At 65.1% G+C, this 18,944-nt stretch carries 10 protein-coding genes; 2 read left to right on the top strand and 8 right to left on the bottom strand.

Translation table 11 applies throughout. The annotated features are described in order from the left end of the window. Positions 1–3: 3 nt before the first annotated feature. The 4 genes from LL06_RS02580 to LL06_RS02565 form a co-directional block, all read right to left on the bottom strand. Positions 4–1,071 carry an ABC transporter permease gene (locus tag LL06_RS02580; RefSeq protein WP_035521807.1) on the bottom strand — a complete coding sequence of 356 codons (1,068 nt, stop codon included), beginning with the start codon at positions 1,069–1,071 and terminating at the stop codon, positions 4–6. A gap of 77 nt (positions 1,072–1,148) precedes the next feature. Then, positions 1,149–2,528, bottom strand: coding sequence for a CmpA/NrtA family ABC transporter substrate-binding protein (locus LL06_RS02575; protein WP_035521805.1), 1,380 nt, complete (start codon positions 2,526–2,528; stop codon positions 1,149–1,151). A 324-nt stretch (positions 2,529–2,852) separates the two neighbouring features. Continuing rightward, positions 2,853–4,082: a CmpA/NrtA family ABC transporter substrate-binding protein gene (locus LL06_RS02570; protein WP_244447025.1), complete on the bottom strand. Its 1,230-nt coding sequence runs from the start codon at positions 4,080–4,082 to the stop codon at positions 2,853–2,855. Continuing rightward, entirely contained in the window at positions 4,083–4,682 is a 600-nt protein-coding gene (locus LL06_RS02565; protein ID WP_035521802.1) for an ANTAR domain-containing protein, read from the bottom strand. A 366-nt stretch (positions 4,683–5,048) separates the two neighbouring features. Between LL06_RS02565 and LL06_RS02560 the strand changes: the two genes are divergently transcribed. Then, complete coding sequence (locus LL06_RS02560) at positions 5,049–5,420, top strand: MarR family transcriptional regulator (protein ID WP_244447024.1); 372 nt, start codon at positions 5,049–5,051, stop codon at positions 5,418–5,420. A gap of 4 nt (positions 5,421–5,424) precedes the next feature. Next, positions 5,425–6,240, top strand: a complete 816-nt coding sequence (locus LL06_RS02555; protein ID WP_035521798.1) for an NAD(P)-dependent oxidoreductase — start codon at positions 5,425–5,427, stop codon at positions 6,238–6,240. Between the two features lie 94 nt (positions 6,241–6,334). On the opposite strand, the gene LL06_RS02550 is transcribed toward LL06_RS02555, so the two are convergent. The 4 genes from LL06_RS02550 to LL06_RS02540 all read right to left on the bottom strand — a co-directional run bounded on the left by LL06_RS02550 (position 6,335) and on the right by LL06_RS02540 (position 18,475). Further along, positions 6,335–14,779 carry a glucoamylase family protein gene (locus LL06_RS02550; protein WP_035521796.1) on the bottom strand — a complete coding sequence of 2,815 codons (8,445 nt, stop codon included), beginning with the start codon at positions 14,777–14,779 and terminating at the stop codon, positions 6,335–6,337. 59 nt (positions 14,780–14,838) lie between these two features. Next, the gene (locus tag LL06_RS27190; protein ID WP_152599470.1) at positions 14,839–15,033 is read right to left on the bottom strand and encodes a hypothetical protein; all 195 of its coding nucleotides are present in this window, start codon (positions 15,031–15,033) and stop codon (positions 14,839–14,841) included. A gap of 369 nt (positions 15,034–15,402) precedes the next feature. Next, positions 15,403–16,629: an OpgC domain-containing protein gene (gene opgC, locus LL06_RS02545; RefSeq protein WP_161784920.1), complete on the bottom strand. Its 1,227-nt coding sequence runs from the start codon at positions 16,627–16,629 to the stop codon at positions 15,403–15,405. A gap of 67 nt (positions 16,630–16,696) precedes the next feature. Continuing rightward, complete coding sequence (locus tag LL06_RS02540) at positions 16,697–18,475, bottom strand: glucan ABC transporter ATP-binding protein/ permease (protein ID WP_035521794.1); 1,779 nt, start codon at positions 18,473–18,475, stop codon at positions 16,697–16,699. Between the last annotated feature and the right edge of the window lie 469 nt (positions 18,476–18,944).

The raw sequence follows: 18,944 nt of genomic DNA, 5'->3' as shown, positions 1-18,944 counted from the left end.
CCCCTAACGGTTGGCCGAGAAGGTGAAGGCGCGCTGCAGCGCGAACATCAGCCGGTCGAGCATGAAGCCGATGATGCCGATGGTCAGCACCGCAACCATGATCTTGGCCAGCGACTGCGACGAGCCGTTCTGGAACTCGTCCCAGACGAACTTGCCGAGACCGGGGTTCTGCGCCAGCATTTCGGCGGCGATCAGCACCATCCAGCCGACGCCCAGCGACAGCCTGAGGCCGGTGTAGATCAGTGGCAGCGCCGAGGGCAGCACCACGCGGGTGATGGTCCTGGAGGTCGGCAGTTGCAGGACGCGGCTGACATTCATCAGGTCCTTGTCGACCGAGGCCACGCCGAGCGCGGTGTTGATCAGCGTCGGCCACATCGAGCACAGCGTCACCGTGACCGCCGAGATCAGCAGCGACTTCGGCATCCAGTCATAGGGCGTGGCATAGGTCGCCGAAATGATCATGGTGACGATCGGCAGCCAGGCCAAGGGCGACACCGGCTTGAAGATCTGGATCAGCGGATTGATGGCGCCGTTGAAGCTGCGCGACAATCCGGAGCCTATTCCCAGCGGAACCGCAATCAGCGTGGCGATGCCGAAGCCGAGGCCGACGGTGAACAGCGAGGTGACGATCTGGTCGACATAGGTCGGCTTGCCGGTATAGGTGCGGAATTTCGGCTGTTTGCCTGCCGCCACCAGCTTTTCGTTGCGCTGGTCCTGGCGGAGATAGAATTCGGCCGCCTTCTCGCGCTCGGCCACATGGTCATCCCAGAGATTTCCCGCCTGCTCCCAGACTTCGACCGGACCCGGAACCGCGCCGAGCGAGGTCTGCACCCTTGGCGCCAGAACGCCCCAGGCCAGCAGAAAGACGAGGATGCCCAGGAGCGGAATGAGAAGCACGCGCTTGAGTTCAGCGAGCTGGGTGCGCGGGCTGTCGCCGGCGAGCATGCGCAGGATCGGCACCAGCCAGGAGAAGCCCAGCGCATCGAGCCAGCCGCTGGCCCTGGTGATGGCGGAAAAGACCTTCTCGCGGCCGGTCAGATCGATGTGTGCAGTGTCGGTGGCGTTGGCCATCGTTTCAAATCCTTGGATCTAGAAGATTTCCCGGGCGGAGCGCCGGACCTGGCGCTCCGCAGGCGTCGAGGGACCACTCAGCCGCCGGCGACTTCATCGCCCTTGAGGCCGATGGTCAGGCTTTTGAGATAGTCGTTGGGCTTCCGGCCGTCATAGGCGATGCCATCGATGATATCGGCGGCAGGCGTCGGCGCGCGGTATCCGTCCGTGTCCCAGGGGAAGTCCGCCTCGTCGGCATTGCCTTCCTCGACGAGCATTTTCGCGGCCTTGAGATAGATCTCCGGCAGGTAGACCGACCTGGCGGTCTCATCGAACCATTCGTCCGACCTGGCTTCGGAAATCTGTCCCCAGCGGCGCATCTGCGACAGGTACCAGACCGCGTCCGAATAGTAGGGATAGGTGGCGTAGTACCGGTAGAAGACGTTGAAATCGGGCACCTCGCGCTTGTCGCCCTTTTCATATTCGAATGTGCCGGTCATCGAATTGGCGATGACTTCGGCGTCGGCGCCGACATATTCGGAGCGCGACAGGATCTCGACCGCTTCGGCGCGGTTGGCGTTGTCGTTCTCGTCGAGCCATTTCGCCGCCCGGATCAGCGCCTTGGTCAGCGCGAGCGTGGTGTTGGGATATTTCTCGGTGAATTCCTTGGTCAGGCCGAAGACCTTTTCCGGATTGTTCTTCCAGATCTCGTAATCGGTGATCACCGGGACGCCGATGCCCTTGAACACGGCTGCCTGGTTCCAGGGTTCGCCAACGCAATAGCCGTCAATCGTGCCGGCTTCGAGCGTTGCCGGCATCTGTGGCGGTGGGGTGACCGAGAGCAGCGCATCGGCGCCGATCTGGCCGGACGCATCGGACGGCGAATAGAAGCCGGGGTGAATGCCGCCCGAGGCCAGCCAGTAGCGCAATTCGTAATTGTGGGTGGAGACCGGAAACACCATGCCCATGTTGAAGGGCCGGCCCTCGGCCTTGAACTTGTCGACGACCTTCTTCAGGGCCTCGGCCTTGATCGGATGCACCGGCTTGCCGTCCGGCCCCTTCTCCAGATGCGGCTTCATCAACTCCCAGACCTCGTTGGACACGGTGATGCCGTTGCCGTTGAGGTCCATCGAGAACGGGGTGACGATGTGCGCCTTGGTGCCGAAGCCGATGGTGGCGGCCAGCGGCTGGCCGGCCAGCATGTGGGCGCCGTCGAGCCCGCCGGTGATGACCCGGTCGAGCAGCACCTTCCAGTTCGCCTGCGGCTCGAGCGTGACGAACAGGCCTTCGTCCTCGAAATAGCCCTTCTCGTAGGCGATCGCCAACGGCGCCATGTCCGTGAGCTTGATGAAGCCCAGTTTCAGTTCGTCCTTTTCGACATCGAGCATTTCGGCACGGGCGGGCGTCAGCATGGTGGCCGAAGCCAGGGCCAGCGCGCCTATTGCGAGAGCGGTACGCCGTTTGAACCTGATGGTCATTCGCTGTCTCCTTTGGCGGTGCGGTGACCGCAATAAAAAAAGCCGCCAAACCGGAAGCCCCGCGGGAGGATGCGGGAAACTTCGGTTTGGCGGCGTTGCCTGGATAGGACCCGTCATTGGATCCGGATGTCAGCCTTGGAAAGCTGAATTAAGCGAAGCAAACAGCGTGCCAGTTTCAATTCGGTGGAAATTATCGTTGTGTTTCAGGGCAATCCGGACCGGCGCGCCCGGTCCGGCAAATTTCGCGCTGCGCAGCGATTGTGCAAGGCAGCAAGGGCCGGTGTCTAAAAATCATTCAATCCGCGGCAATGTCCACCAGATCCGTTACGCCTTCTGGCTCTCGATATAGGCATCGAGCCGGTCCGGATCGAAGATCGAGCCGTCGAAGAAGCCGTCCGGGCCAAGATAGAGAACCCGGGAGGACGCGCCCACCGCGATGGTGCGGCTGAGGGCGCCTTCCACCTTGGAATTGGCCGAGGGCACCGGCACGTCGATCGCCGAGAGAACGCTTCGATAGATGTCGGGCCGGAACGTGTGGCGCGCGATGCTGGCATGCTCGGCGGTGTGGTCGACATAGCCCCAGCGGACCATCTGCGAGTAGAACCACAGCGCATGGCTTTGCCACGGGAAGGTCGCGGCCCTGCTGTGGGGCTGGAAGAAATCCGGCGTTGCCGCCGGGTCTGTCCGGCCGGTGGCCGACGGACGGAGGATCGAGCCGTCAAGCGCGGGAAGGATCACGCCCGCGGGTTGCCCCAGATACCGGGGCGAAGCCAGCATATCCGCGAGGTCTGCATGGTTTTCAGGCTGGCCGCACCATTCCGCCGACCGGTAGAGCGCGCGCAGCAGGGCGTGAAGCGTGGCGGGGTTCTCCTCCGCCCAATCCTCGCGCACGGCCAGGACCTTCTCCGGGCTCGAGGCCCAGATCGAGGACTTGGCGGCAACGATGTGGCCTGCGCCCTTGGCGACGCCGACGGTGTTCCAGGGCTCGCCGACGCAGTAGCCATCGATCTGTCCCGTGGCCAGCGCATCGGCCATCAGCGGCGGCGGCAGGATGACGATCTCGATATCGCTCTCGGGCGCGATGCCGCTGGCGCTGAGCCAGTAGCGCAGCTCGAAATTATGCCCGGAGAAGGGATGCACAACGCCAAACTGCAGCCGTTTGCGGCCCTCGCGCAGGCCGGCCCTGACATGCCGGGCGAGCGCCGCCCCCACTTCCCGGGCGTTCAGCATCGTAAAGTCCTGCTGCTGCTTCATCCCGGCCAGCAGGCGATTGCTCACGGTGATCGCGTTGCCGCCCAGGCCCAGCGCCATCGGCGCGATCAGCCGCGTGTCGAACGGCGTCAGGCCCAGATTGGCCGCGATCGGCATCGGCGCCAGGGAATGGGCGATTTCGAACTGGCCGACGGCCAGCTTGTCGCGGACATTGGCCCACGACGTCTCCCGGACCAGATCGAGCGCGATGCCTTCGTCATGCGCGAAGCCGCGTTCCTTCGCCGCAATCAGGATCGCGCTGTCGGTGAGCGGAAGAAACCCGGCGCTGAGTTCTGTCATCATCTACTTGCCCTCATCGCCAAGCAGTCGCGCCGACATCACGAGGCTTTCGGCCACATCGACGATCTTGCGGTTGCCGTTCATCGCCGCCTTGCGCAACAGTTTGTAGGCGGTGGCTTCGTCCACACCGCGTGACTTCATGATCAGACCCTTGGCCTGGTCGATCACCTTGCGTTCCTCCAGCGCCCCCCGGGCTTCCTCGAGTTCGCGCTCGAGCCTGGAAAATGCATTGAACCGGCTGATCGCCATATCGAGGATGCTCTTCACCCGCTCCTGGCGCAGGCCGTCGACGACATAGGCCGACACCCCGGCATCGATCGCCGATTGCATGGCTTCGGTGTCGGACCGATCGACAAACATGGCAATCGGCCGTTTCACCGCCCGCGAAAGCTGGAAGATGCTCTCGAGCATGTCCCGGTTGGGGTTTTCCAGATCGATGACGATCACGTCCGGCTCGTGCAGAGCGATCTTGGCGGCGATGCCGTGCATTTCATTGATGACCGTGACCCTGGTGTGCCCGGCCGCCGACAGCCCCGCCTCGATGATCGAAGCGCGGGTGGTGTTTTCATCAATGATCAGCACTGACGGCAAACGCTCAACCATGCCCGTATTCTGCGCAGTTACGATGTTTGTGCAATGCACAATATGACGCAAAGATGAACCGATATCGCGAAATCGCTTAATAGTTATCAGTTCGATCGCGGGAATTTCCCGGAAGACGGGACCGAACCCGGCAAGCTGACATTCCGCCGACGGTCTCCAAGCCAATCGCGGTCGCGGGCCTGCCAGCAATCAACGACACCTCCGCCAGGGCAGCGGCGGCCGACCCTTGACATTTCGTTTGTTACCTTGCAATAATCGCATGGTAGCAAACGAACTAGGAATTTGGATATGCAGGACGAACGAGACGCAGGCTATCGGACTGTGGGGGCATGGACAAAGCGATGCTACTTTGCCGGACGGGCCGTGATGGACACGACGCTGCGACCATACGATCTGGGTTCCACGCAGTGGTACGTTCTCTGGCATCTCGCAAATTCCGGTCCGACGGTGCAGCGCGATCTCGGGCGTGCGCTAGAGCTCGAACGGGCGACATTGAGCGGGATCATCGCCACGCTCGTTCGCAAAGGGCTGGTCCAGCAGACCTCGGACGGGGAAGACCAGCGCCAGCGTCTTCTGACACTCACGCGTTCGGGCGAGGCCCTGTGGCGCGAACTCCCGGACCTTTCGTTTATTCACCAGGCTGCTTTTGACGGCATCGCCGAGGCCGATCTGGCCACGACGATCCGCGTCCTTCGACTGGCGACCGAGCGGCTGCAAACCCTCTCGGGAAAGGTATGAGCTCATGACAATCCTGATAACTGGAGCGACAGGCCTTGTCGGCGAGCGGCTTGTTCCGCGGTTGGTGGAAGCAGGGCTTGATTGCCGGCTGCTGCTGCGGACAGGGAAAACCTGCCCCCCGGGCGCAACGGGCGTAACCGGCGACATTCTCGACCCTACGACGCTGTCGGAAGCTGTTCGGGGTGTTTCGGCGATTGTGCACCTTGCCGCCGTCTTTCGCAGCCCGGATACCGATCTGATATGGAGGAGTAATCTGGAGGGCACCCGCAATCTGATCGCCGCCGTGCAAGCTGATGCCCGTGACGCTCGCTTCATCATGGCGAGTACGTCGAATGTCTATAACAGGAACTCGACCCAGCCCGGCCGGGAGACGGATAGTGTCGAGCCGGAACAAGCCTACCCCGCCAGCAAGGTCGCAGCCGAGAAACTGCTGCGCGAGAGTGGCTTGAACTGGTCTATCTTACGGTTCCCGTTCGTGTATGGCGATGGCGACGGTCACCTTGAGATGCTGCCAAAGCACCTGGCCGCCGCCGGCTTCCATCCCGCCAATCGGATGAGCACAATACACCATCGCGATATTGCAACAGCGATGGGAATGGCGCTGGCAGGCAGCTTCGATGCCCGGATCGTCAACATAGCCGATGAAGCGCCGACGACGGTCTATGAACTGGTGGGATTGGTGGGAGAGAAAATGGAGCCCTCGGCCGAGGCGATGCAAAATCCATGGTACCTCCATGTCGATGCGTCGCTCGCGCGAAGCCTTGGTTTCCAGCCGACAGTGCGGACGGTTTACCAGGCCGCGCAGGGCGGGATGTTGTGAGGGCAGCCGAAGCGGCGTCCGCCGAGACTGGCCCACTTGCGTCAGCCTGCATGCGGAACAACCGCCAGACACTCACCCAATCCGTCAGTATCCGTCAGCCAAGCCGGACCGTAAGCCGATGCGACGGTGCGGACGGAGCCAGGACGATCTGCCCGTTCTCGGGGTGAAGGGCTACGCCATCCAGCATTGCCGAGACAATGTTGCGGCCTGTTCGCGCAGAATTGTCGATCGTGATCGACACGCTCGATTCGCCCGTGCGGACGACCAGTCTGACCTCCGGCCAGGCCTTCGGGAAACAGGGATCGAGGCGGAGGGTCTCGCCCGCGCGCGTGAGCCCGAGAAGCCCTTCAATGCCGGCGCGATACATCCAGCCGGCCGAACCGGTGTACCAGGTCCAGCCGCCGCGGCCCTCGTGCGGCGCGGTGGAATAGACGTCGGCCGCAACCACATAGGGCTCGACCTTGTAGCGCGCCGCATCTTCCGGGGTGAGCGCGTGATGGATCGGGTTCAGCATCGAGAACAAGGCTCCCGCGGCATCTCCGTCGCCGAGCCTGGCCTGGGCTAGGATCGCCCACATCGCCGCGTGGCTGTACTGGCCGCCATTCTCGCGCAGTCCCGGCGGGTAGCCCTTGATATAGCCCGGGTCCTGCGGCGAGGCATCGAAGGGCGGGGTAAACAGCAGCGCGAGGCCCGGATCGGGGCGGATCAGGTGCTCGCTCATGGAAGCCATGGCGGTCGCCGCGCGGGTCGGATCAGCCGCGCCCGACAGCACTGCCCAGGTCTGCGCAAGGCTGTCGATCCGGCATTCCTGCGACGTGGCCGAGCCCAGCAGCGTGCCGTCGTCATAGGTGCCGCGCCGGTACCATTTCCCGTCCCAGCCATCGCGCTCGATCGCTTCGCGCACCGCCGTCGCATGTTGGCGCCAGCGCAGGGCGCGCGCCGGATCGCGGGCATCGGCAAAGGGCGCCATGGCGTCGATCGTGGTGATCAGCAGCCAGCCCAGCCAGACCGAGGTCCCCTGCCCGTGTTCGCCCACCCGGTTCATGCCGTCGTTCCAGTCGCCGGTGCCAATCAGCGGCATTCCGTTTTCGCCGGTGAGTTCGACCGCCTGGTCGAGGCCGCGGGCGCAATGCTCGAACAGGCTCGCCTGCAGCGGCGAGACGGACGGCAGGAAGAAATCGTCATGGGCGCCAGGCAGCAACGCGGGGCCTTCGAGGAACGGCACCTGCTCGTCGAGCACGGCCGTATCGCCCGAGACGGCGATATATTGCGCCACGGCATAGCCCAGCCAGACTCGGTCATCGGAAATGCGGGTGCGCACGCCCTGCCCGGAATGGGGCAGCCACCAGTGCTGAACGTCGCCTTCGGGAAACTGCCGCGAGGCCGCGCGCAACAGATGCGCCCGCGTCATGTCCGGCCGCAGCGCCGTCAGCGCCATCCCGTCCTGCAACTGGTCGCGGAACCCGAAGGCGCCGCTGGCCTGATAGAAACCGGCGCGCGCCCAGATCCGGCAGGCGAGTGTCTGGTAGAGCAGCCAGCCGTTGAGCATGATGTCCATCGCCCGGTCCGGCGAGGTCACCTGAACGGCGTCCAGGAGTTCATGCCAGTGCTTCCTGACGGCCTCGAGAGTGGCCGCCGGGTCGGCGGCGCGATGGCGAAGGATCAGCTCGCGGGCGGCATCGGGGCTCTCCGCCTGCCCCATCAGAGCGACGATCTCGATCGTCTCGCCGGGTTGGAGCGTCACCCGCCGCTGCAGCGCCGCACAGGGATCGAGCAGCGGCCCGGTGCGGCCCGAGAGCGGCTCGGCGCCGATGCCGGCGGGCGCGGCCATGCTGCCGCCGGTTCCCAGCACTTCGGCCCGATCGGCGCTCAAGCTGCTGGTTTCAGCGCCCAGATCGGCAAAGGCGAACCGCCCCGGAAAGGCGGTCGAATACGGATTGCGGGCGAGGATCGCGCCGGTCTCGCTGTCGAGACTGGTGATGATGTGGCGGGCGGTGGCGCCGCGCGACGGCCCGAGCACCCATTCGGCATAGGTGGTCACCGAAAGCGACCTGACCCGATCCGAGCTATTGCCCAGCGTCAGCCTTGTGATCCGCACCGGATCGTCCATCGGCACGAATTGCACCATGGTTGAATCGATGCCATGGGCGGAGTGTTCGAACTGGCTGTAGCCGAAGCCGTGGCGGGCGACATAGAGTCCGCCGTCGCGGATCGGCAGCGCCGTCGGCGTCCACGTATGGCCGCTGTCGAGGTCATGCAGGTAGACCGCCTCGCCCGGCGGATCGGTAACGGGATCGTTCGACCAGGGGGTGAGCTGGTTCTCGCGGCTGTTCTCGGCCCAGACATGACCGCTGCCAAGCGCCGACACCTGGAATCCGAAACCCGGATTGGCGATCACGTTGATCCACGGCGCCGGCGTGGTCTGGCCGCCGCGCAGGGCAACGACATATTCCCGTCCATCCTCGGCAAAGCCGCCGGTGCCGTTGAAGAACTCCAGCGCAGAGGCGTCGAAGGAGCCGGACGTGATCCGGAACGCAGGCCGGGAGGCCGCAAGCGCGGGCCGTTCCGTGACAACGGGCCGCGAAGCTGCGTCGATCTGCTGGCCGATGCTGCCGCGCCGGGCCACCAGCACGACGCTGGCGAGCGCAACAAGCGAGGCGAGCGAATCGGCCGGGATCAGGTCCCGGCGAAGCACATGAACCGCGCCGTCGTTTCTGCCCGAAGGCGTGCCCGCCCGCGGACGCATGCCGGCCGACCGCACGGCCTGCTCGATCCGGGTCTGCAGATCCTGGACATAGGACGCGGACCGATCGTTGAGGATCACCAGATCGACGGCAAGCTGCCGCATGCGCAGGAATTCATGGGCGGCCAGGACCTCAAGCAGTTTGGGCGCATCCTCGGCGTCCTCGATCCGGAACAGGATGATCGGCAGGTCGCCGGAAATGCCGTGCGGCCACAGGCTCGATTGCGGCGCTGCGCCCGTGATGACGCTGGCGGCGGGCGCCCGCAGGCCGGCATCGCCGCGAACGAGCATGCCGCCCAACCGCTGGAAATCGGTGGCTGTCGCCTGGGTCATGCCCAGGTGCCGCAACTGCACCTGCGCCTTCGTCCAGGCCAGCGTGACCGCGCGGTCAAAGGCCGAGGGATCGCGGTGGCGGTCGACCAGATGGAGCAGGATTTCGGGATCATCCGCCACGATGGTCCAGAACGTGACCCGCGCCATGCCGCCGGCGGGGACGGTGACCGAGCGCCGGATGGCAAAGATCGGATCCAGCACCGTGCCCGTCGTCTGCGACAAATCCGACTGTGCCATGGCGGCGGAGGCAAGGCTGCGCCCCGCCCCGATGAAGCGGGCCCGGTCCGTCTCGAACTGGATGGGCGCAGCCTCGGTGCCTTCGACCACGGCGATATGCGCGGCCCAGACTTCCGGGTCCGACGGCGAGCGCCGGCGGCGGGTGGCGATCAGGACGCCGAGCTCAGGCAGGAAATCGGTCACCACGAACATCTTGGAAAAGGCCTGGTGGGCGATGTCCGAGGCAAGCGGGGCAAGCACCAGTTCCGCGTAGGAGGTCAGATCGATCTCGCGCGCGGTCTGGCCGGTGTTGGTCAGCGTCACGCGACGGGCCTCGGCGTCGTCTTCCGCCGAGACGACCATTTCTGTGTGGGTCTTCAACTTGTCGCGCTGATGCGTGAAGGCAGCCTGATGTTCGCTGAACACCGCCTGGTGGCTCTCCGGGTCGGCGCCGCTTGGCTGCAATGCGGCCGACCAGGAGGATCCCGACACGCGATCGCGCGCGAGGATGTACGATCCGTGCCCCGCCGTCGTCGGGTCGTCGCGCCAGCGGGTCACGGCAAGGCCGCGCCAGCGGCTGAAGCCGGCGCCGGTGGGCGTCAGCATCACCCCATAGGTTCCGTTCGACAAAAGATGCGCGGTCGGCGCCGCCGTCGCGGGCGACGGGAACGGCCGCACCGCCGGCACGTGGTCGGGCTCATGCGCCGCCACCTGCATTTCCTCGGCCCGCGGCGGCGCTTCGTTTGCATCGCGCGGCACGCGTTCCTGCAACAGGAGGTCCACGGCCTTGATCATGGGCTCGGCATGGAACCTTGACCTGAGCCGGCCACCCTGCACGCAATTGGCGATCGCGGTGATCGTCATGCCCTGGTGATGCGCCATGAAGCTGCGAATGACGGCGAAATCCGTTCCCGTGGGAAGGCGGGAGGCGGTGAAATCCACAGCCTCGTAGAACCCGAACCGTCCTTCGGCCCCAAGCGTGCTCAGACGTTTGTAGTTCTTCAGCGCCTCGACGGGCGCGACCATCGCGGCCAGGCCGGTGGCATAGGGAGCGACGACACGGTTCTCGCTCAGGCCGCGTTTCAGGCCCAGGCCCGGCACGCCAAAATTGGAGTACTGGTAGGTCATTTCCAGATCGCGGGCGTTGTAGGAGGATTCGGAAATCCCCCACGGGATATCCAGCATCGTGCCATAGGACCGCTGGCGATCGACGATCCGCCGGTTTGTCTCCGCCAGCACCGAGCCTTCCGGGGCACGCAGCACCAGGGACGGCATCAGATACTCGAACATGCTCCCCGACCAGGAGATGAGGGCCGAGCCGGCGCCCAGCGGCGTGGCCGCGCGGCCAAGGCGGAACCAGTGGCGGGTTTCGACGTCGCCCTTGGCGATCGCGAACAGGCTCGCCAGCCGCGCTTCGGAGGCCAGAAGATCGTAGCAGCTCGGATCGAGCTGGTTGGCCGTCACCGAGAACCCGATCGACAGAAGCTTCTTGTCCCGGTCGAGCAGAAACGCGAAATCCATTGCCAGCGCCAGGTCGCGCGCAAGCTTCTCAACGGCCGCCAGGCGCGGCGCAAGGGCCATGTCGCGGTCGGCCGCGTGGCCGGCCAGACAGTTGTGCACGGCCTCGATCCAGAAGCCCGCCTCGGAGTCGGGCTGCACGATCGACCGGGCCTGGGTGGCCGCGGCGAGGCTCAGAGACAGGAGCCGATCGAGCGGCGCCTGCCGGGAGGCCGCTTCCACGAGTTCTCCAAGCAGACTGGCCAGGACTTCGTCCTCCGGCGATGCCTCGGCGCTGAACGCGCATTCGGCCAGGAGCAGGCAATCGGCCAGGCCGGCGCGCCAGTCGGCCTCCGCGGCCGGTTCCCGTTGCCATTCCGCGCAGGCCTGGGCGACGGCGATCAGGTGTCCGGCGAGATTTCCGCTGTCCACCGAGGAGACATAATCCGGTTCCAGCACGCGCAGATCATCGGTAGCGTACCAGTTGTAGAGATGCCCGCGGAACTTCGGCATGCGCTGCACCGTGGCGAGCGTCCGCTCCAGCCGCGAGACCGCCTCTGCGCGCCCGATCCAGCCCAGATCATGCGCGGCGGTGGTGGCCAGCAGATAGAGGCCGATATTGGTGGGAGAGGTGCGGCGCGCCAGCATCGGCTGCGGCGTCTCCTGGAAATTGTCCGGCGGCAGGTCATTGTCGTCTGTCGACACGAAGGTTTCGAAGAACCGCCAGGTGCTGCGCCCGATGAGGCGCAGGCTCTGGATCTCGCTCACGCCGAGTCGTTCGGCCTCGCGCGGCTTGCTGGGCCGGCTGATGCGGTGGGCAACGACGGGGCTTGCGAGCCACGCCAGCGCGAACGGCAGGATCACCGGCCAGGCCGACGGATTAAGAAACGCCGCTGCAGCCGTCACCGCACCGCCGAGCGCGACGCCAGCGGCCATGAACCGGTATTGCTCCGCAACTCCGGGTCTCCGGCTTCGCGCCGCCTGGGCCGCCGTCACCCATTCGAGCAGGTTCCTGCGCGACACGCCAAGCCGCCAAGCCGTGCGCAGGATCGCATCGGCCATCCGCGCCGCCGTGTCGGGGAGGAACATGATCTCCATCGCGATCCGCCACATCGCCGTCCACGCGTCGGCGGCAAGGGCTGCCAGATGGCTGTGCGCGGTGATCCCGGCCCGGCCGGGCAGAAGGGCGAACGGCAGCGGCAGCACAAAGGGCAAGGCCAGCATGGCCAGCACCATGGCTGTCCAGAGGGCCGCGGCCGGGAAAGGCAGCAGCCATCCCGCCGCGAGCGCCGCAAGCGTCAGCGGTGCGGTGAGCGACCGGCGCAGGTTGTCGATGATTTTCCAGCGACCGAGTCCGAACACCGGGCTGCGGCCGTCGGCCGAGCGGCCGGCGAGGCCGGCAAGCCAGGGCAGCAACTGCCAGTCGCCGCGCACCCAGCGGTGCTGCCGGCGCGCCGACACATCGTACCGGGCCGGAAAGTCCTCGACCACTTCGATGTCGGACACCAAGGCCGCGCGCGCGAGGTTGCCCTCGAACAGATCGTGGCTGAGCATGGTGTTATCGGGAATCCGGCCTTCCAGCGCCGCCTCGAAGGCATCGACGTCGTAGATGCCCTTGCCGGTGAACGAGCCTTCGCCGAACAGATCCTGATAGACATCGGAAATCGCGGACGCATAGGCGTCGATCCCGCCATGGCTGGCATTGATCTGCTGATAGAGCGACCCCTCCCCGCCGACCGGAAGGGCGGGCGTCACCCGCGGCTGCAGGATGCCGTAGCCCTGCGTCACCCAGCCGAGGTCGGGATCGACATGCGGCGCGTTCAACGGATGGGCAAGCTTGCCGATCAACCGCCGGACGGTGTCGCGCAGGAGCCGCGTGTCGGCATCGAGCGTGATGACGAAGCGGACATCCTTCGGCACCGCGCAGGGCGCCATGAAGCTCGTGTCGTCGGCGCCGCGCAGGAGCCGGTTGAGCTCGATCAGCTTGCCGCGCTTGCGCTCCCATCCCATCCAGACGCCCATGGAGGGATTCCACAGCCGGTGGCGATGAAGGAACAGGAACCGGTCTCCCTCAGGCGATGGATAGGCTGCGTTGAGCCGTGCGATCGCGCGCGTCGCCTCGGCAATCAGCTCGGCGTCCTGCGGCCGGGTTTCGGTCGCGCTGTCCGGGCCGTCGGACAGAATCGCGTAATGGAGCGCTCCGCCCGTGCTCGACAGATGATGCACCTCCAGCCGCTCGATGCAGCCCGCCAGATCCTCGACGGTGTCGAGCAGCACAGGCACCACGACCAGGGAGCGCAGCTCGGGCGGAATGCCATCGACGAGGTCCATCCCCGGCAGCCGCCGCGGCGCGACCGTTCGCGTGACCGCGAGGTTGACCAGCGCGCTCGCTGCCGCGAAGGCCGGGCCAAGCATTGCCAGGGCCAGGATCACGACAAGCCATCCGGGAGCCCCCGTCTGCGCCACCGCCAGGTCCATGCTGGCCCAGAGAATGAGAAAACTGGCAAGTCCGATCGCCAGCAGATAGCCGCCAAGACCAAACCGCCCGACCGTTCGCCGCAGCCGCAGAGCCGGCCCCGGCCTGTATCCGATGGTGTGTTCAAGCGTGCTTCGCCCCGGTCCGATCAGGCAGTGGCCCGGATCCCGCGTGGCGGGCGTGTCTCCGGACGCCGCCAAGGTCAGCGCGGCCTCGGCAACCGCCACCTCCGTCATGCCCGAACCGCGCGCCAGAAGCTCGATTTCGGTGCGGTAGAGGTCGCGGGTGGCGAAATCCATTGCCGCGAAATCCGACCCTTGACGCAATCTCGCATCGACAAGACTGACTTCTTCGAAGAAATCCGGCCACTCCAACTCGGCAATGAGCCGCATGCTGGTGACGATGTTGCGCATCGTGACGTTGGAGGCGCCCTGCCGGAACTGGGCATGCTCCACCACATCGTCCATCGTCAGGCCCTGTTGCCCCAGCCGGTCCTGCAGCCAGTCGTGCAGCGGCGTATCCGCCGTATCGAAGCCGCGCAGCCGCTGGGCGATCCGCGCCGCCATGATCTCCGGGATCCGCGCTCCGTCCAGCGCCTCGTTCGCCTCGGCCAGGGCCTGATAGGCCGGATAGGGCGATCCTGCCGAGGCCTTTCGGCTCATGACGCGGTCCACCAGCTCATCGGCGGCCAGCCTCATCCGCTGGGCCGAGATGATCTGTTCGGCCAACCGGCGCATGTTCTCGATCAGCACAATGCGCAGGGTGATGGCCAGCGCCCAAAGCTCGCCGATCGTCAGGGGGTCGACAGTCTGGTAGGCGCGCACGAAGCGGGCGAAGACGGGGCCGTTCAAAAGACTGTCGGTGTGCGCCACATAGGCCCAGACAATGCCCAGGACACGCGGGTAACCGGCAAACGGGCCTGTCGCCAGCTTCGGAAGCTGGCGGTAGTAGCCCGGCGGCAGGTCTCGCGCGATCTGCTCGAGCTGACGCTCGACCATATGATAATTGTCGAGCAGCCATTCGGTGGCCGGCGTCACGGTCTGGCCGGCCGCCAGCGCCTGCGTGCAGGATCTGTAGGCCGACAGCAGAACCTTCGAATTGTCCCTTACGCGAGTGCTCAGCGGGAGGACGCGAACGGCATGCTCGGTGACGGGCTGTGCCTTGGCCAGCGAAATGGCATGGTGTTCCAGGCGTTCGGCGCCGAACAGGTCGGCACGGATCACCGCTTCGTCGTTCCACGGTGGCGCAGGCGCACGGCGCCAGCCGGCGGGCATGCGAGCCCGTACTCCGGCGATAACGTCAGCAGCGGCGAATTGACCGGGAAACTTCGGTGTCACTGATTAGGCCGCACACCATCTTCGGTGACGGCGGGTGCCGGAGGCAGACTGTCGCTGGTGTCCGCGCCGACTGTTCTCAGCGTGCGGCGCAGGTCTTGCGACCCGCCGCCATAGCTCAGGTTCGCGATCCGGTCGCTGCGGAGGCGATTGGTCATGGCGGCCCAACTGCTGGTAATCTGATCCCATTCCATATGATAGTCCCTTCGAGTTCGGCGCCGGTCCAATACGGTCGGCTGCCTTTTTTTTTGCAATAACGGTCGGCATGCAACTCTCTTGCCAGAACGATCGGCATGCCCGGGAGGTTCCCTTCAAAGCAAGAGATCGGCAAATTTACGGCAAGGCAGCCCAAGTCGGGCGGAATCAGCTACGAGCCCTTCACTGGCTTTCATTCCGGTCTCGTCACTATCCTGACGAAATTGGATCCCTCCGTTCAGACCGGCCGTCGTCATGGCCTTCGGCGAGCACACCCACCGGGTTCTGCCGCAGCTCCGCGCCGAGCGGTTGGAGCCGACGACATCCGGCTCCCCTCACCCCAGGCGCCATGACCGGGATCCCGCGGATCACGACGCAACACGCACCGGAGCGGCTCTGCCTTGCCGCGCCTCCGGCCCCGGGACGCCGGCGGACAGCGGCTTGTCGGAGGAGGCAACCATCTGCAGGGTGCCCACAGGACGCCTGGCCGCCGCCCTCAGGCTTTCGAGCCATTCGAGATAGTAGGCGAGCGCCGCCTGCACGACGAGGCCGGCAACAACCACCAGGCCGAGCGCCGTCGCTCCGCTCTGGTGCGTGAATGTCCAGGCCTGCGCCAGCATCGCCAGCAATGTGCCGGCGATGAACACCGGCAGGGCATGCCGGCCCATGACCGCGAGCGGATTTCGGTGCGTCACCCGCCAGATGTTGGACAGCGCCGGTACGGTGGCCAGAAGATAGGCCATCGCCAGGACATGCCCGAGCCGCGAAACCGACAGGAACGTCTTGTCGAACCCGGTGAGAACCGCGGGCAGGCCGAAGGAAATGTCCACGCCCCAGAAAGGCACTTTCACCCAGGCAAGCGACAGCAGCAAATAGAGGATGCTCGCGACCTGCAACGTCAGCGAAACCGGAATCCTGCCGCCGCGCCGCACATGCATGTTTGCGGCGATGCCGATGACAAACAGGAACTGCCACGACAACGGGTTGATGAACCAGAAATTGCCGCCGGGAAAGGTGGGAAGCGCCACCGCAAACAGTCCGCAGGCCAGCCACAGCGCGCCCGAAACGGCGAGCATCGGGGCGATGCGCCCCTGGGCAAGCAGCAGCAGCAGCGGCAGGATCAGCAGGATCACGCCATACATCGGCAGGATATTGTTGTATCCGAGCTGATGTCCGAGCGTGACGAGCCCCACGAGCCCGCGGACCGGGTCAGCGATCACCGGCCCGATATTGATGCTGTCGAGCAGTCCGGGTGCTGCAAAGTAGAGCGAGAAACCGGCAAAGACGGCGAGCGTCACCAGCGTCGACACAAGATGGGCGACGTAGAGCACTCCTGCGCGCCGCCACGCCCGGATGGAAGTGAGCAACCGGTTGCCTGGCTGGAACTTCAATCCGTAGGCATAGGCGGCGGAGACGCCCGAGATCAGCACAAAGGCTTCGGCGGCGTCGGAAAAGCCGAAATTCTTGGATGTGAAGAGCTCAAACGGATTGCCGGGCACATGATTGATGAAAATCGTGATGAGGCAGAACGCCCTGAGTGCATCGATCCTCGTGTCCCGGGCCTGAGGTCGCGGGCTCGCCGGCGGCGATTTCAATTCGGCCACTTGCCCGGAAGGTGCACGTTTCCCCGAAAAGGTGATTTTGGCTGCAGCACCCATCGCGTTACGCCGATTCCGACAGGGGCTGCGGATCGACGGCGTGAAGCCGGTCCTTGGTTCCCAGCAGCCCGCTTGCGCGCAACAGCGCCGCGAAACGTCCGTTGTCGCGATTTGCCAGTTGCTGGAACTCGCCGAATTCGATGATCCGCCCGTGATCGACGAAGATCACCAGGTCGGCATCGCAGACGGTCGAGAGGCGGTGGGCGATGATGAAGGTTGTCCGGTCCTTGCGGAGCCGGTCAATGGCGCTCTTGACCAGTTGTTCGGTCTCCACATCGAGCGCGCTGGTCGCCTCGTCCAGCACGAGGATGGGGGCATCCTTGAGCACGGCGCGGGCGATCGCGATGCGCTGACGCTCGCCACCCGACAACTGGGCGCCGCGTTCGCCGACAAGGGTGTCATAGCCCTCGCGCTTGGACAGAATGAAGTCCTTCGCCGCGGCAGCCACGGCCGCCGCGTGGACTTCCTCATTGCAGGCGTCGGTCTTGCCGATGCGGATGTTTTCTTCGATGGTCCGGTTGAGCAGCCCGGCCTCCTGGAACACCGCGGCAATCTGATGGCAGTGGGAAAGACGCGTCATGTCGCGCACGTCGATGCCGTCGATGCGAATGCTGCCGCTGTCAGGGTCGAATACGCGCTGCAGCAGGTTGATCAGGGTGGTCTTGCCCGCGCCGGTGGGGCCGACAATGGCGACGGTCTTGCCGGCCGGCACCTCGAAGCTGATGTCGTGCACGCCCGCCCCGCTGCCGGGGAACTGGAACGAGACCTTGTCGAAGCTGACATGCCCCCTGAGACGGTCCACGCTCAGGCCGCCCTTGCTGTCGGCCCGTTCGGCGACCGAATCCTTGAGCGCGAAGAACGGCTCCAGCCGCGCGCGCGCCTCGAAGATCTCGTTGAAGAAGCCGGTGACCTGGTCCAGCCGGCCGATCAGCAGGCCGGCAAAGCCGGTGAAGGCGACGATGTCGCCGATGCGCATCTCGCCGCGCTGGACCAGCACCGCGCCGATAACGAGCACGATCGTCATGGAGATGGTGGCCGCAAGCCGCTGCAGCGCGCTGCCCAGCGCCCACCAGTTCAGCACCGGGTACTGGGCGTTCAGAAGATTGTCGGTGAAGCGGCGCAGCGCTTCCGCTTCCTGGGTCACGCGGCCATAGCTCTGCATGACCGAAACATTGCCGATCGAATCGGACACATGGGAGAAGACCCGATGGTAATGCTGCTCCACCTGGGCCTGGCCGGCCTTCGTCCGGTTCATCACCAGCCGGTTGATCGCCACATAGGAGGCGCCAAGGCCGCCCAGCACCAGGGCCATGCGCCAGTCAAGCGTCAGCGCGGTGGGCACCAGCAGGACCAGCGTGACCACCGTTGCCAGATGCTGGCGCATGAAGCCGAGCCACAGCGTGAACAGCGTCTCGATGGCGCGAAGAAGGGTGTGCAGCACCTGCGACGTGCCCTGGCGATGATGCCAGGCCATCGGCATCGACATCACCTGCTCGAACGACTCGGTGAGCACGCCGGAGCGCCGCTTGTGGGCGAGCCGGTCGGCGCCGCGGGCGACCAGCACCAGGGCTATGATGTTGAAACACCCCAAGGCGGCCCAAAGGACAATCCGCGACACGAGATCTGTGCCGTTGGCGATGGACTGGATGATTTCCCCGAAGAGAATCGGTTCGGCGATCATGATCACCGCCAGCGCCACATTGGCCGCGCAGATCGCGCCCACCCTCCAGCCTTCCTCAGCCAGTTGCCGCATCGTCCGCATGTAGATCGTTAAGAGAGACAAATACCTATCCTGTCATGCACTGCATTCGTGAAACCGAGAAAATGCTGCACTGCGATTAAGGCCTAAACGCGCCCGGAACCAGCTTGTTCGCCACGTCTGCCAAACTTTAAGAGTCAGGCAGTTACGTTGCGTGATGGACCAGACAGGGTCTTTCGAAGCTCATTCGGAAGAAGCGCCCTGTTCGGGCGCGGATAGGCAGGATGGACGCGAGAGGACCTCGCGCACAAACCTCTTGACCGGCGGCAAGGAGAACCGCCGCCGGGTGTCATGCTGTGAGAGCGCTACAGTCTCGAACACGGAGCCAGGGGCAGGCCAAGGGCTATTCGAAAATGGTAGGCAAAGGGTAGGAGAGGGAAGATTCTAAAATGTTGACCCGACCGCCTGACGGCAAATCCACTCCAAATCCTTGTTTGCAACCAATAATTTTGGTAGCGGGAGAGGGACTCGAACCCCCGACACGCGGATTATG

Source organism: Hoeflea sp. BAL378 (assembly GCF_000759435.1).
In the GTDB taxonomy this organism is placed as follows: Bacteria; Pseudomonadota; Alphaproteobacteria; order Rhizobiales; family Rhizobiaceae; genus Hoeflea.
Note: the sequence above shows the minus strand (reverse complement) of the source record. Positions and strands in the feature narration are given on the sequence as shown.